A 14,535-nucleotide genomic window follows, 5' to 3' on the forward strand; every position below is an offset into this window, starting at 1 on the left:
ACCCGCTTAGGCGGGTTCACCGGCCGCGTTACCGCCCAACGCGCGGTTTATCTCCTGCACTTCACTGCCCTGTTTGTTATGCAGGTAGACTTCGAGCTGGTTAAACGCGATATCAATATTATTTTCCCGACACAGCCTGTCGATACTGCGGTTTAACTCATCCACCGTATAGCTGCGATCGCGCAGTTCCCGCACGTAAAGCCGCAGTTCGTGATCCAGCGAGCTGGCACCAAACGCCAGGAAAAACACCTGCGGCTCAGGATCGATCATCACGCGGCTGTTCTCATGCGCCGCCTGCAACAACACCGCCTTCACCTTGTCCAGATCGGAGCCGTAGGCCACGCCAATCTTAATCAGCACGCGCGTGATGGTGTCCGACAGCGACCAGTTGATCAGCCGCTCGGTCACAAAGGCCTTGTTAGGGATAATCACCTCTTTACGATCGAAATCCGTAATGGTGGTGGCGCGAATACGAATCTTGCTGACCGAGCCGGAATAGGTGCCAATAGTAATGGTATCGCCAATGCGCACCGGTCGTTCGAACAGGATGATCAGGCCGGAAATAAAGTTGGCGAAAATCTCCTGCAAGCCGAACCCTAACCCCACCAACAACGCGGTGACCAGCCACTGTAACTTGTCCCATGACACCCCGATAGAACTGAGCGAGGTGGTGGTGCCCACCGCCATGATCAGGTAGCTCAACATGGTGGTGATGGCGTAAGAGGTGCCTTGACGCAATTGCAAACGCGACAACACCAGCACTTCCAGCAAGCCCGGCAAGTTGCGCATTAACACATAGGCCACCACCGCGACCACCACCGACAGCATCAGATTGCCCAGCGTCACCGCCTGCAACACGGCATTGCCCGCCACGGTCGCGTTGTAATGCCACAGCGTAATGCTGTCCAGATAGGACATCACCGTCACCAAATCGGACCAAATCCAATAGAGCACGCCGGAGAAGATCAGCAACAGCACCATGGTGGTCAAACGCAACGATTGCTGACCAATCTGATCCAGCGCCAACGGCGGCTCCGGTGCCGGTTCGCTGCCCTCCGCCCCTTCTTTATTCAGGCTCTGACGCCGCGCGACCGCACGCCGGTAGGCCAATCGGCGCGCCGCAACGCTCAAACCGCGAATGGTGGTGAGGTAGACCAGGTTCCACACCAGTAACAAATACAGGCTTTCCACCCAGCGCCCCAGCAGTCGCAGCGTGGTGTAGAAGTAACCACACACCATCAACCCCAGCAGTACCAACGGCAGGATCGCCATCACAGTAATCACAATCAACCGGATAGTGTGCGTCTCTTTTTCCCGCCAACTGTCACGACAAAGCGGAAACACCAGAATGCCCAGCAGGATCAGGTTGCAGAAAATCACAATCTGCCCGATCACGTCATCCACCAGATAGAGTGGCGCTTTCTCACCGATAACCGACCAGAAGATCAGCGGCAGCAGCGCACCGCCCAGTCGCAGCGCCTGACGACGGTAGTGAGCCGCCAGTGAAACGCTAAAATTGAAGTGCCGCTCACCGATGCCACCCGGTTTCATCGCCCGATAGAGCACACCGAACACCAGCCACAGCAGCGCAAACTGCTGACTCATGCCCCACACCGCATCGCCAACGGCATTTTCGGCATAGTGAAAGCACAGACCGAACGCGAGGATCAGCATAATCCCCGGCAGCACCATCACGGTTTCCAATAGCAATGCCTGTGGCGTATGGCGCTGCGAATCCCGTTTTAGTTGCCCGACATCATTCGACAGGCGCTCGATATACCCGGCAATAAGACGCCGCCGCCAATAGATAAGTCCGCTCACCAGCAGCATCGGTACAATAAAGAGTAGCGTCCGTAACGCCCCCTGACGCCAGTCGTCCCACTGGAAAGCCAGACTGGAGTGGCGCACTTGCTGTTTCAATCCGCCAGGCAGCTCTTTCAGCCAGGTCCAGTCCATCGGTTTATTACTGCTGACCCAGAAAATCTGCTGCGTCAGCGTATGCTGCAATGACGCCGTGACGCTGACCAACTGCTGGCGGTTGATTTGCAGATTGATGGCCAGCATCAGTTGGTTGCCCAGTTGCTTATTAAGCTGGTCGAGCAGCTCACGTCGCGTATCAAGGATCTGGCCCAGCGCATCGTGCACTTCGTCATCCAGCGCAACGCCCTTGTTGGCCGCCATCAGTTTGCTGATGTATTCGTCGCCACGAAACAGCACATCGCGCTGCTGATTGATCTCAAACTGCTCAAGACGCAGATCGGCAATTTGCGTGCTCATGTCGTTCATGGAAGAAGCAGAAGGCAGGCTGAGCTGCTGCTGATACAGGATGCGCGACAGCAACAGACTGCCCTTGAGCACGGTAACCTGCTCTTTGAGGTTACGTTCGGATTGCAGGGTGCGATCGAGCCAGTTCTTCACCTGAATGCTTTCCTGCACCAGCGTATTGCTCGACTGCGTTGCCGCCACCAGGCGCTGGCTGAGTTGGTGGTTGGTTTCCAGCTCCCCCTTCACCAGCGGGTTGTCCTGGATGCGCTGCGCGTCTTCCGAGGTTTGCGCCTCTTTGGCGGTTTTCTCCGACAGCGTGAGTCGCTTGCCGTTGAGCACGCTTTGCAACGCCTGCACCATTTTCTCCAACTGGTTGATCTGGGCAGAGGCATAGTCGCGCTGCTTCTGTAGCAAATCTTGCAGCGTGGTGTTCACTTCCAGACTTTTACGCTGTTGCTCCATTTGCAAACCCACCAAGGCCTGCTCGGTTTGCAGCAGCGCTTGCTGGCTGGAGCGCAGCGCATTCTGGCTGGCCTCCACGCCGTTAAGCTGGTTGCGAATCTTCTGGCTGCGCTGCGACAGCGCGGTTAATGCGCTTTGAACGCGTTCCGGCTGGGTTTGCAGGGAGATCAACTGGCTGTTGTAGGTGGAGAGGTTTTCCTGCGCCGACTGTAAGTTATCCAGCGACTCATTGAGACGGGTTTCCAATTGGCGCAGCGAGAGCGCCTCGAGCGACGCCGTAGCAACATCGTTATTGCTTAACGCCGCCAGGTCGTCTGCCGCCTGACGCAGTTTAGCGGGCGCTTGCGTCGCCTGCTGCTTTAGCTGCGCGGTCTCCTGACGTACCCGGTCAATGGTATCCAGATACTCAAGCGTGTGCGTGAGATCCTGCTGCGTCAGCTTATCGGCTTCCGTCAGGTTTTTCTGTTTGCCAATGGCGTCCAGTCGCCCTTGAATCTCACTGCGCGTGGGAATGTCATTGCTGGTCGCAGCTTGTGCAACAGTGGAAAATCCAATGGAAAATAGCACTAAAAGGGCAACGCAGCGGGAAACAATCGATAGAATACGCGGGAAATCAAGGCCGCGAGAAAGGGACTTGCAGTACATGATACGTCGTCAGGCATAAAAAGAATGGCGAAGAATATCACGGTTCTGCACGCAAACGCACGGAGCAAACCCGACGAAAAAGTAACGATTCATTATAACGGACAGTGTGTTATAACGGATTGAATTTTAGTCGGCGTTTTCTTGTACCGTCGTGGCAAGCGGCAGCCTGAGCGCTGGGCTGAAACGCAGCATATCAATAAAGCTGTCTACCAGGGTTGGCGCCTCCTGATGGATATCAAAGCTTTCAGGCAGAAACAGCCAGTTCTCCAGGATACCGGAGAAATAGGCGCGCAAGGTCACGGCGGCACGACGCAAATGCAGATCGGACGGCAGGAAACCCAGTTGAACACTGTGATTGAGGCTGGCCTCAATTTGTTCATAGCAGGAGAAATAGAGCGCCTTGCGGGCGTTATACGACGGTAACATTTCACCGACAAACTCACACTTATGGAAGATGATCTCCATTATCGAGCGCCACTGGGTGTCGGTCGTCGTCAAACGCAGCATATAGATCAGTAACTCACGCATCACATGCAGTGGATTATCGGGGAATTTTGCCTGATACTCAGATTCGAAATCGCAGATTTTTGCATCTGAAAGCGTCCATATTTCGTCAAACAACTCAGCCTTGTTTTTGAAGTGCCAATAAATCGCGCCGCGCGTGACGCCTGCGGCGGTTGCGATACCCGCCAGCGACGTGGCGGAGACGCCGAACTCGGAGAAGAGGCGTAAGGCCGTATCAATAATGTGTTTTCGTGTTTCCTGGGCCTGCTGTTTGGTTTTTCGTGCCATGGCGCTGTTTTTTAAAGGAAGCGTGATTTACATACATTCGCGAATGTATGTAACATAACACGCTTGCAGGATTATCGCAGCAATGGGTTTTAGGGCTTGTGATCCATTGGTCAAATTCAAATCGGACACTTGAGGTTTATTTATGAACAAAAACAGAAGGCTTATGCCTCTGGCGGCAGTCCTGATGCTTTCTGGCGGCTTAGCGCTCACCGGGTGTGATAATAAAAATGAAGGTCAGCATCAAGGTGGCGGGCAGCAAGCACCTGAAGTTGGCATTGTGACCCTCAAAACGCAACCGCTGAACGTGATTACCGAACTTCCAGGGCGCACTAACGCATTCCGCATTGCCGAGGTTCGGCCTCAGGTGAGCGGCATTATTCAGAAACGTCACTTCGTCGAAGGGAGCGACGTGAAAGCGGGCACTTCGCTGTACCAGATTGATCCGGCAACCTATCAGGCGGCTTTAAACAGCGCGAAAGGCTCGCTGGCGCAAGCACAGGCTCAGGCAGAAATCGCCCGTTTGACCGTAAACCGTTACAAACCGCTGGTTGGCACCAATTATGTCAGCAAGCAGGATTACGATCAGGCATTGGCCACACAGCGTCAGGCTGAAGCCAGCGTACAAGCGGCGCAAGCCTCTGTGGATTCAGCCATGATCAACCTGAACTACACCAAGGTGCTTTCCCCGATTTCAGGCCGCGTCGGTAAATCGACAGTCACCGAAGGGGCATTGGTGGCTTCCGGTCAGGCGACAGCGTTGACCAGCGTGCAGCAACTCGATCCGATCTATGTGGATGTGACGCAATCCAGCAATGACTATCTGCGACTCAAGCGTGAGCTGGAGCAAGGCACGCTGAAGCAAGCCGGTGGTAAAGCCACCGTGCGTTTGCTGCTGGATAACGGCACTGAGTATGCCCAAAACGGCACGCTGGAGTTTTCCGATGTCACGGTAGATGAAACCACGGGCTCTATCACCCTGCGCGCCATCTTCCCCAACCCGCAACACGATTTGCTGCCGGGCATGTTTGTGCGCGCGCGCCTCGATTCAGGTGTGAACAATGACGCGCTGCTGGTGCCGCAACAAGGCGTGACGCGCAACCCGCGTGGTGAAGCCACCGCCATGGTGGTTGGCGAAGGCGACAAGGTTGAAGCACGTACGCTCACGACTGCCCAGGCTATCGGCAGCAACTGGCTGGTGACCTCCGGCCTTAAAGCAGGCGATCGTCTTATCGTGACTGGGTTGCAGAAAATCAGACCCGGCGCGCCCGTCAAAGCAAAAGAGACGGCACCTGGGAATGGTGAAGAAAAACCTGCGCAGTCTGAACCCGCGAAGTCTTAACAGGAGCCTGTAATTCATGGCTAAGTTTTTTATTGATCGTCCCATCTTTGCATGGGTGCTCGCCATTATGGTGATGCTGGCGGGGGCGTTGGCAATTATCAAGTTGCCTATCGCCCAATATCCGACCATTGCACCACCGGCCATTGAAATAACGGCGAACTACCCGGGCGCGGATGCTTCTACACTGCAAGACTCCGTGACGCAGGTTATCGAACAGAACATGAACGGTATCGATAACCTGTTGTACATGGCATCCAGCAGTGATTCATCGGGCACAGTTCAGATTACGCTGACGTTTGACTCGAAAGCGGATCCGGACATTGCTCAGGTTCAGGTACAGAACAAACTGCAACTGGCGATGCCGCTGTTGCCGCAGGAAGTGCAGCAACAGGGCGTCAGCGTTCAGAAATCGAGCAGCAGCTTCCTGATGGTAGCAGGCTTTATTTCTGAAGAAGGTTCACTGACGCAGCAGGACATCGCTGACTATGTGGCGGCCAATATCAAAGATCCGCTCAGCCGTACCAACGGTGTCGGTGACGTGCAGTTGTTTGGTGCCCAATACGCAATGCGTATCTGGCTGGACCCGAATAAGCTCAACAGCTTCCAGATGACCACCGGCGATGTGGTGGCTGCCATTAAAGTGCAGAACAACCAGATTGCCTCCGGTCAATTGGGTGGTACCCCGCCGTTGCCGGGGCAAAAGCTGAACGCCTCCATCATTGCCCAGACGCGACTGAAATCCGCCGATGAGTTCTCCAACATTCTGTTGCGCGTCAACGCCGACGGTTCGCAGGTGCGCTTGCGTGATGTCGCCCGCGTCGAGTTGGGTGGTGAAGATTACAGCGTGATTGCTCGCTACAACGGCCAGGCAGCCGCAGGTGTGGGGATTAAACTGGCAACCGGCGCCAATGCGCTGGATACCGCATCCGCCGTTAAAGCCGAGTTGGGTAAGTTACAGCAGTTCTTCCCGGCTGGGTTGAAAGTGGTTTATCCCTACGACACCACGCCGTTCGTTAAGATCTCGATTAACGAAGTGGTAAAAACGCTGGCGGAAGCCATCGTGCTGGTGTTCCTAGTGATGTACCTGTTCCTGCAAAACTTCCGCGCCACGCTGATCCCGACGATCGCGGTGCCGGTGGTGCTGTTAGGCACGTTCGCGATCCTTTCTGCCTTCGGTTACTCGATTAACACCTTGACCATGTTCGCCATGGTGCTAGCCATCGGCCTGTTGGTGGATGACGCCATCGTAGTGGTGGAGAACGTCGAGCGTGTCATGATGGAAGAAGGGCTACCGCCCAAGGAAGCCACCAAGAAATCGATGACGCAGATTCAGGGCGCGCTGGTCGGTATTGCGCTGGTGCTGTCTGCGGTATTTATTCCGATGGCGTTCACGGGCGGTTCTACCGGTGCCATTTACCGCCAGTTCTCCATCACCATTGTGTCCGCGATGGTGCTGTCGGTACTGGTGGCGTTGATTCTGACGCCAGCGCTGTGTGCCACGCTGCTCAAACCGATCGCCAAGGGCGACCATCACGAGAAGACCGGCTTCTTCGGCTGGTTCAACAAGCTGTTTGAAAAGAGCACCAGCCACTACACCGATAGCGTTGCCAACATTTTGCGCAGTACCGGTCGTTATCTGGTGGTCTACCTGCTGATCGTGGTGGGTCTCGCGGTGCTTTTCATGCGCCTGCCAAGCTCCTTCCTGCCGGAAGAAGATCAGGGCGTGCTCTTGACCATGGTGCAACTGCCCGCAGGTGCAACCCAAGAGAGCACCGAGCGCGTGCTGGAACGTGTGACCAAACACTATCTGGAGAATGAGAAAGACAACGTTAACTCGGTGTTTACCGTTAACGGTTTCGGCTTCTCCGGTCGTGGACAGAACGCCGGTCTGGTGTTTGCCAGCTTGAAAGATTGGGGCGAACGTCCTGGTGCTGAAAACAAGGTCGGTGCCATTGCCGGTCGGGCTAACGGCGCATTCTCGCAAATCAAGGAAGCGATCGTTATCGCCTTTAACGTCCCGGCGATCGTTGAGCTGGGTACCGCAACCGGTTTTGACTTCCAGTTGCTGGATCAGGCTAACCTGGGGCACGAGAAGCTGACCGCGGCGCGTAACCAACTGCTGGGAATGGCCGCACAGCGTCCTGATACCGTGGTCGGTGTTCGTCCAAACGGCATGGAAGATACTCCGCAGTTCCGTATCGATATCGATCAGGAAAAAGCCCAGGCGCTGGGTGTGTCCCTGTCGGATATCAACGCCACGCTGGCAACCGCGCTGGGCGGCAGCTACGTCAATGACTTTATTGACCGTGGCCGCGTGAAGAAAGTGTATGTGCAGGCTGATGCGCCGTTCCGTATGCTACCAAGCGATATTGAGCGTTGGTATGTTCGCGGCAGCAATAACCAAATGGTGCCGTTCTCTTCCTTCTCGCAAAGCCACTGGACGCACGGCTCACCGCGTCTGGAACGCTATAACGGACAGCCGTCCATGCAGATTCAGGGTGAAGCCACACCGGGTAAGAGTACCGGTGAAGCAATGGCCCTGATGGAAGAGTTCGCCAAACAGTTGCCGGAAGGTATTGGCTACGACTGGACTGGGATGTCTTATCAGGAACGTCTGTCGGGTAACCAGGCACCGGCCCTGTATGCCATTTCTCTGATTGTGGTGTTCCTGTGTCTGGCCGCGCTGTACGAGAGTTGGTCTATTCCCTTCTCCGTTATGCTGGTGGTGCCGTTGGGTATCATCGGTGCGCTGCTGGCCGCTACCATGCGCGGGCTGGAGAACGACGTTTACTTTAAGGTAGGGCTACTGACCACCATTGGTCTATCGGCGAAGAACGCTATTCTTATCGTTGAATTCGCCAAAGATCTTATGGAGAAAGAGGGCAAAGGCCTGGTGGAAGCGACGCTTGATGCCGTACGTATGCGTCTGCGCCCCATCCTGATGACCTCGTTGGCCTTTATTCTCGGCGTAGTGCCGTTGGTCATCAGCTCCGGTGCCGGTTCCGGCGCACAGAACGCCGTAGGTACTGGTGTAATGGGCGGGATGATTACCGCAACGGTGTTGGCGATCTTCTTTGTTCCTGTCTTCTTTGTGGTGGTACGCCGCCGCTTTAGCAAGAAAAATGAAGATATCGAACACAGCCATATCGTTGAAAAACCGTAACTGAGTTATTCCTCCAAAGGCCGCGCAAGCGGCCTTTTTTTTGCCTGCCGGTGTTGACCGCCCCCTGCCCTTGCCGCATTAAACCCTCAGACATAACAGGGTTGATCTTGTGCCCGAAGAAGCGCACAATAAGTTATGTTATAACATAACAATGAGGTTTTTCATGAAAGCGAATATCCACCCGCACTACCGTACCGTGGCTTTTCACGATACCAGTGCTGATGTGTATTTTATGGTCGGCTCAACCATCCAGACAGATCGTACCATCGAGCGGGACGGCGTAACCTATCCCTATGTCACCATTGATGTATCGTCAGCATCGCATCCCTATTACACCGGGAAACAAAAAGAGTATGCCAAAGAAGGAAGTACGGCACGCTTTAACAAGCGTTTTGGCCATTTCTTAAAATAGCGAAATATGTAATTTCCAGCGGGAGAAAGTATGCAGGTTCTCAGTTCACTACGTTCGGCGAAAACGCGCCACAAAGATTGTAAAGTTGTACGTCGGCACGGACGGGTTTATGTTATTTGTAAGACAAATCCACGTTTTAAGGCCGTGCAAGGCAGAAAGAAAAAACGCTGATAATGACAGCAACACACCGTTCAAGCCCTAGACCTGTTCAGGGCTTTTTTTTACATATCAACGCGTTAATAAAAGTCCATTGCCAGTTACCCACACCCGTAATTTCCTTTCTCCTCGTGATGATATAGCTACCCAAGTAACCTTTATAAGATAATTCTCGCTCTAATTTGTAAGATAATTTAATAAAGTAATATTATGAAACACGGTATCACCTATTATATATATCGGCTATACCGAGGGTCTATCTGATTAAATAGGGTCAAAAACCTTACTTATTTTTTGCGATAATCTGTGATTCTTTTGCTATAGTTAGCGTATGGGTGGTGCGATATGTCGTGTAATCCGCACTCTCCATCAGGATAAATGTGAGCTTATTTCATCACTTAACCCAAGGAGTCACCAACTGTTGTCAGGGTTTTCTATTACGTTCCATCAGCGTTGCGGGTTTCAAAGGCAAGCTGGGGTAATGTGGAATAACAGCATGACGGAGTGAACGATATGGATGAGTACTCACCGAAACATTATGATATTGCCCAACTCCGATTCTTGTGTGAAAATCTCTGTGACGAAAGCATCGCCACATTGGGGGATAGCAGTCATGGCTGGGTCAATGACCCAACATCTGCGATCAATCTCCAATTAAATGAATTGATTGAGCATATAGCTACATTTATTCTGACATTTAAAATAAAATACCCCGATGAAGACGAGCTTTCAAAACGGGTCGAGCAGTATTTAGATGACACCTATGCGTTGTTCAGTAACTATGGGATTAATGGTGCCGAACTGCAACGCTGGCAACGCTCCAAAGCCACGTTATTAGGAATGTTCTCACAGGAGAACGTCTGTTCATCTGCTAAATCTTAAGCAATAGATGCTTTTATATTAATTAACCACCAGGTGCTGGTATTGTTTTGATAAAGGTCGCCATGAAAAAAATTGATTATTTGATGCGCTTACGCAAGTGTACCACGATCGACACGCTTGAACGCGTTATCGAGAAGAACAAGTATGAGTTGTCTAGCGATGAGCTGGAAATGTTTTATTCCGCCGCCGATCATCGTTTAGCGGAGCTGACGATGAACAAGCTTTACGACAAGGTCCCTACCGCCGTTTGGAAATACGTACGCTAAATCATTGTGTTTATATACCCTAATAATTTGATTTTCAGCCAGGCAGCAAGAGAAGCAACACCGATGAGCATACTCACGTCAGTGATTCGGATGAGTGAAGGCAGCCAACGCAGATGCAAATTGAAGTATGACAGGTATATACCTAAATGATTTAGGGTGAATATCTTACGCCAGCGTTATCGCTGGCGTTTTACTTTCTCCAAGCCCTTTGCTTACGTAAATATCACAATTGTAAATCACCTGCATTGATCTCAATATTGGTCGCCTCCATTGCCTTTTTTTGGTGCAATTTTATTACCGTGAAATTCCTCTACTTATCCCAAGGGAACAATATCTTGTCATGCTTATCCACATGCGCGTTAATACGAACAGAACAAATCATCAGCAACGGATGTCATCAATAAACGTATTCAATACGCAGAACAGAATGAAACCAATGAGAATAAAAAAGCGCGGAAAATAAAAAAAGAAGTGAACATAAAGGGTGGAGGCCCTGCCAGCTACATCCCGGCACACACGTCTCCTGCTGCGGCTGCTTCCTTCCGGACCTGACCGAGTCCACAGGGTAATGTTGCGGGAGAACCGACAGGGCCTCCATTGATTCGTTGGCTCTGCGTGGTACAGAGCGTGGGCATTATCGGGTATGCGCACCTCAATTGCAAGTTGACCGCAGCCGACCGGTGTTTTCTTATTCGATTTCAGCCTTTCGGCCAGTGAAACGCACATTTGCAAGCCCGCGCAGCTGTGCCACTATGTTGATTCATCGTAGTATTTACAGGAGCAGCGATGGAGCAGGATAACTTTCGCCAGCGCGTTTTTCATGTCGTAGCCGCCATTCCCTGGGGCAAGGTTACCACCTACGGCGAGGTGGCGCGCCTGGCGGGTTCCGCACGCGCTGCCCGTCAGGTCGGCGGCGTATTAAAAAAGCTGCCCGAAGGCAGCTCACTTCCCTGGCATCGGGTGATAAATCGCCATGGTGAAATTTCGCTAACTGGCCCGGATTACCTTCGCCAACGCGAAGCGCTCAGGGCCGAGGGGGTAACCTTTACACGTCAGGGCAACATCGATCTCGCGCGCTATGGCTGGCAGGGCGAAACGCCCTGAGAGCCATGAGGTGTTATCCCTCAGTGTTTAGCGGTGTTGGCGCACTGGGGGTCAATAGGCCTCCCTGCGAATGGGTTGGCAGTGCAACCGACTCCACCGGAATCAACAGCAAATCCGCGCGCGTCACACCGTTGGTGATCACTGCGGGGAAATCCTGCGTCGCCATCACAACGCGGTTATCAATGGTCACCGCGGCGCTGAGCAGAATACGCGCATTCGGCTGCACGTCGGCAGGGTTATACGGCAAGGAGAAGATAAACGGTGCCTGTTTGCCGTCCGTCCACGCCACTTTTTGCGCCAGCACGCGCGACGGCGTATCCGGCACGGTGGCATCAGAAACGGTAACCGTTAAGGCTGCATTGGGCGGCAGCGCGATGCGCTGATGCAGATTAATGGTGCCGCTGACCGCCGGCATGGCGAGCTGGGTTTGTGAAGCGGTCGGAGAATCGGTGACCGTTGTCGCGGCTAGCGCCGCGCCAGTCAGCACGACAGATAACGTGATACTACCTAAGATATGCCATAATTTCATTGGCGAGTCTCCTTTCGTTATTGTCTGTAACGACGTCAGGGATTAGCAGCAACGTACAATGTAACGGTTTTGCGCTGCATGCTTACACCGACGCGATAATGAAAGTATGACCTACATTAGCCATTTGGCAGTGTTCAACATTCTGAATTTATCATTTTTCGAAAATACCTATGCTGAACCCTACTGACCGCCGTTATCGGTTTGATGACTTACCGTTACGCATTACCAACATACTATTTCCACCAAGGGAGAGTATCCATGAGCCATGCACTACAGCATCTTCTCGAATTGCTGAAGTTGGAAAAGATTGAGGAAGGACTCTTCCGGGGACAAAGCGAAGATTTAGGGTTACGCCAGGTGTTCGGCGGACAGGTGGTCGGCCAGGCGCTGTATGCGGCCAAACAGACCGTCGAGGCGGGCCGAGGGCTGCACTCCTTCCACAGCTACTTTTTATTGCCGGGAGACAGCCGAAAACCGATTGTCTACGATGTGCAGAACCTGCGTGATGGCAACAGTTTTAGCGCACGGCGCGTCAGCGCGATCCAAAACGGCAAGCCCATCTTTTTTATGACCGCCTCTTTTCAGCGTCAGGAGAGCGGCTTTGAACATCAAAACACCATGCCTGAAGTCCCTGCGCCAGAATCCTTGCCGTCGGAACAAGAGATTGCACAGAGCATGGTACATCTACTGCCTGAGCAGTTTCGTGACAAATTTCTGCAACAGCGCGCCATCGAAATGCGTCCGGTAAAATTTCATAACCCACTCAAAGGTCAGGTGGATGAACCCGTTCGCCACGTATGGTGCAGAGCCAATGGCACCATGCCCGATGACGAGCGCATTCATAAATACCTGCTGGGCTACACATCAGACTGCAATTTCCTGCTCACCGCCTTGCAACCGCACGGCGTCGGATTTCTTGAGCCGGGTATGCAAGTCGCGACCATCGACCATTCCATGTGGTTCCACCGCCCTTTCCGCCTTGATGACTGGCTGCTCTACACCGTAGAAAGCACGTCGGCCTCCGGTGCCCGTGGCTTTGTGCGTGGGCAATTCTACACCCGGGAGGGGATTCTGGTGGCTTCAACGGTGCAGGAGGGGGTCATGCGGCGGCATGATGCGCCTTAAAAAGAGAGGCGTTGCGCACTATCCACAATCCTGAACAAAAAAAAACGCGGGCCAAGGCCCGCGTTTTTCATATCCTGTAGAAATTACTGGTTGTAAGCGTTTTCGCCGTGGCTGTTAACATCCAGGCCTTCACGCTCTTGTTCTTCCGGTATACGCAGGCCAACGGCCAGGTCTGCCACTTTGAACGCGATGAAGGCAGCAACGCCGGACCAGATGAACGCAACGATCACGCTGAACAGCTGCACCCAAACCTGGTGCGCCATGGTAACGCCTTCTGCGTAGCCGGTGCCGCCCAGAGACGCGGAGGTGAATACCCCGGTCAGGATACAACCGACGATGCCGCACACGCCGTGCACACCGAACACGTCACACGGGTCATCCACGCGCAGCCATTTTTTCAGTACCGTCACGCCCCACAGGCCAGCGAAACCACCGACCAGACCAATAATCAGCGCACCACCGACGCCCACGGTTCCCGCGGCGGGTGTGATAGCAACCAGACCCGCGATACAGCCGGAACAGGCACCCAGCAGAGAAGGCTTACCACGTGCCATCCACTCACCGATAACCCATGCCAGAATCGCACCCGCAGTCGCAACGACGGTGTTCAGGAAAGCCAGACCGGCAATTTCGTTCGCGGCAGCAGCAGAGCCTGCGTTAAAGCCGAACCAACCGATATAGAGGATCGCCGTACCGGTAAACACCATCGGCAGGTTGTGCGGCTTGAAGGCTTCTTTACCGAAACCAGCACGTTTGCCCAGCAGATAAGCACCGGTCAACCCCGCAACCGCGGCATTGATGTGCACCACAGTACCGCCTGCAAAGTCCAGCGCGCCATCGGCCGCCAGGAAACCGCCGCCCCATACCATGTGCGTCAACGGCAGGTAGGAGAACGTCAGCCAGATAGCCGCGAAAATCAGCACCGCAGAGAAACGGATACGTTCAGCAATCGCACCGACCACCAGCGCGACAGTGATACAGGCAAAGGAAGCCTGGAACGCGACGTGAATCAGTTGATAAATAGTGCCAGATTGCGATTTCAGCTCGATGCCTTTGAGCATGAACATATCCAGGCCGCCAAAGAAGGCATTACCGGTCGCAAAGGCCATGCTGTACCCGTAGATAACCCACAGCACGCACACCATGGCAAACGTTACGGTCACCTGCGTCAGCATGGAGAGCACGTTCTTGGAGCGAATCAGGCCGCCGTAAAACAGCGCAATGCCGGGCAGCGTCATGAACAGGACCAACGCGGTACAAATCATCATAAAAGCGTTATCCGCTTTATCGATTGCCGGTGTATCAGCGGCCATTGCCAGCGACGGAAGTAACGCTGCGGCGGCAAGGCCTAATAATGAAGAGACACGTATTTTCATTTTCATCCATCCCAATTTT

12 protein-coding genes and 1 other RNA gene are annotated in these 14,535 nt (G+C 53.4%); 8 read left to right on the forward strand and 5 right to left on the reverse strand.

All coding sequences use genetic code 11. The annotated features are described in order from the left end of the window. Window positions 1-6 precede the first annotated feature (6 nt). Together mscK and acrR are read right to left on the reverse strand one after the other, a co-directional pair. Entirely contained in the window at window positions 7-3,372 is a 3,366-nt protein-coding gene (gene mscK / locus J5067_RS09030) for a mechanosensitive channel MscK (RefSeq protein WP_264644951.1), read from the reverse strand. Between the two features lie 126 nt (window positions 3,373-3,498). Further along, the gene (gene acrR, locus J5067_RS09035; protein ID WP_264644950.1) at window positions 3,499-4,164 is read right to left on the reverse strand and encodes a multidrug efflux transporter transcriptional repressor AcrR; all 666 of its coding nucleotides are present in this window, start codon (window positions 4,162-4,164) and stop codon (window positions 3,499-3,501) included. A gap of 142 nt (window positions 4,165-4,306) precedes the next feature. On the opposite strand from acrR, the gene J5067_RS09040 reads away from it, so the two are divergent. From J5067_RS09040 to J5067_RS09065, 6 genes are all read left to right on the forward strand, one after another. Continuing rightward, complete coding sequence (locus J5067_RS09040) at window positions 4,307-5,503, forward strand: efflux RND transporter periplasmic adaptor subunit (protein ID WP_264650941.1); 1,197 nt, start codon at window positions 4,307-4,309, stop codon at window positions 5,501-5,503. A 16-nt stretch (window positions 5,504-5,519) separates the two neighbouring features. Next, window positions 5,520-8,666: an efflux RND transporter permease subunit gene (locus J5067_RS09045; protein WP_264644948.1), complete on the forward strand. Its 3,147-nt coding sequence runs from the start codon at window positions 5,520-5,522 to the stop codon at window positions 8,664-8,666. 163 nt (window positions 8,667-8,829) lie between these two features. After that, the gene (locus J5067_RS09050; RefSeq protein WP_264650942.1) at window positions 8,830-9,078 is read left to right on the forward strand and encodes a type B 50S ribosomal protein L31; all 249 of its coding nucleotides are present in this window, start codon (window positions 8,830-8,832) and stop codon (window positions 9,076-9,078) included. A 30-nt stretch (window positions 9,079-9,108) separates the two neighbouring features. Continuing rightward, entirely contained in the window at window positions 9,109-9,249 is a 141-nt protein-coding gene (gene ykgO / locus J5067_RS09055) for a type B 50S ribosomal protein L36 (RefSeq protein WP_195315222.1), read from the forward strand. Window positions 9,250-9,747: 498 nt separating this feature from the next. Beyond that, entirely contained in the window at window positions 9,748-10,116 is a 369-nt protein-coding gene (tomB, locus tag J5067_RS09060) for an Hha toxicity modulator TomB (RefSeq protein WP_252319656.1), read from the forward strand. A 62-nt stretch (window positions 10,117-10,178) separates the two neighbouring features. After that, window positions 10,179-10,382: an HHA domain-containing protein gene (locus tag J5067_RS09065; protein WP_195315224.1), complete on the forward strand. Its 204-nt coding sequence runs from the start codon at window positions 10,179-10,181 to the stop codon at window positions 10,380-10,382. 491 nt (window positions 10,383-10,873) lie between these two features. On the opposite strand, the gene ffs is transcribed toward J5067_RS09065, so the two are convergent. Beyond that, window positions 10,874-10,970: signal recognition particle sRNA small type (ffs, locus tag J5067_RS09070), an RNA gene on the reverse strand. Window positions 10,971-11,168: 198 nt separating this feature from the next. On the opposite strand from ffs, the gene J5067_RS09075 reads away from it, so the two are divergent. Beyond that, window positions 11,169-11,486 carry an MGMT family protein gene (locus tag J5067_RS09075; RefSeq protein ID WP_264644947.1) on the forward strand — a complete coding sequence of 106 codons (318 nt, stop codon included), beginning with the start codon at window positions 11,169-11,171 and terminating at the stop codon, window positions 11,484-11,486. 13 nt (window positions 11,487-11,499) lie between these two features. Here J5067_RS09075 and J5067_RS09080 read toward each other — a convergent pair whose 3' ends face one another. Further along, on the reverse strand, window positions 11,500-12,015 hold the full coding sequence (locus J5067_RS09080) for a YbaY family lipoprotein (protein ID WP_264644946.1): 516 nt from the start codon (window positions 12,013-12,015) through the stop codon (window positions 11,500-11,502). 258 nt (window positions 12,016-12,273) lie between these two features. Here J5067_RS09080 and tesB point away from each other — a divergent pair, with 258 nt between their 5' ends. Next, window positions 12,274-13,140, forward strand: coding sequence for an acyl-CoA thioesterase II (gene tesB / locus J5067_RS09085; RefSeq protein ID WP_264644945.1), 867 nt, complete (start codon window positions 12,274-12,276; stop codon window positions 13,138-13,140). 83 nt (window positions 13,141-13,223) lie between these two features. Here the strand turns inward: tesB and amtB are convergent, their stop codons facing one another. Next, window positions 13,224-14,516, reverse strand: coding sequence for an ammonium transporter AmtB (amtB, locus tag J5067_RS09090; RefSeq protein WP_264644944.1), 1,293 nt, complete (start codon window positions 14,514-14,516; stop codon window positions 13,224-13,226). Window positions 14,517-14,535 lie beyond the last annotated feature (19 nt).

The sequence above is a fragment of the Candidatus Symbiopectobacterium sp. NZEC151 genome (assembly GCF_025962655.1).
Taxonomy (GTDB): domain Bacteria; phylum Pseudomonadota; class Gammaproteobacteria; order Enterobacterales; family Enterobacteriaceae; genus Symbiopectobacterium.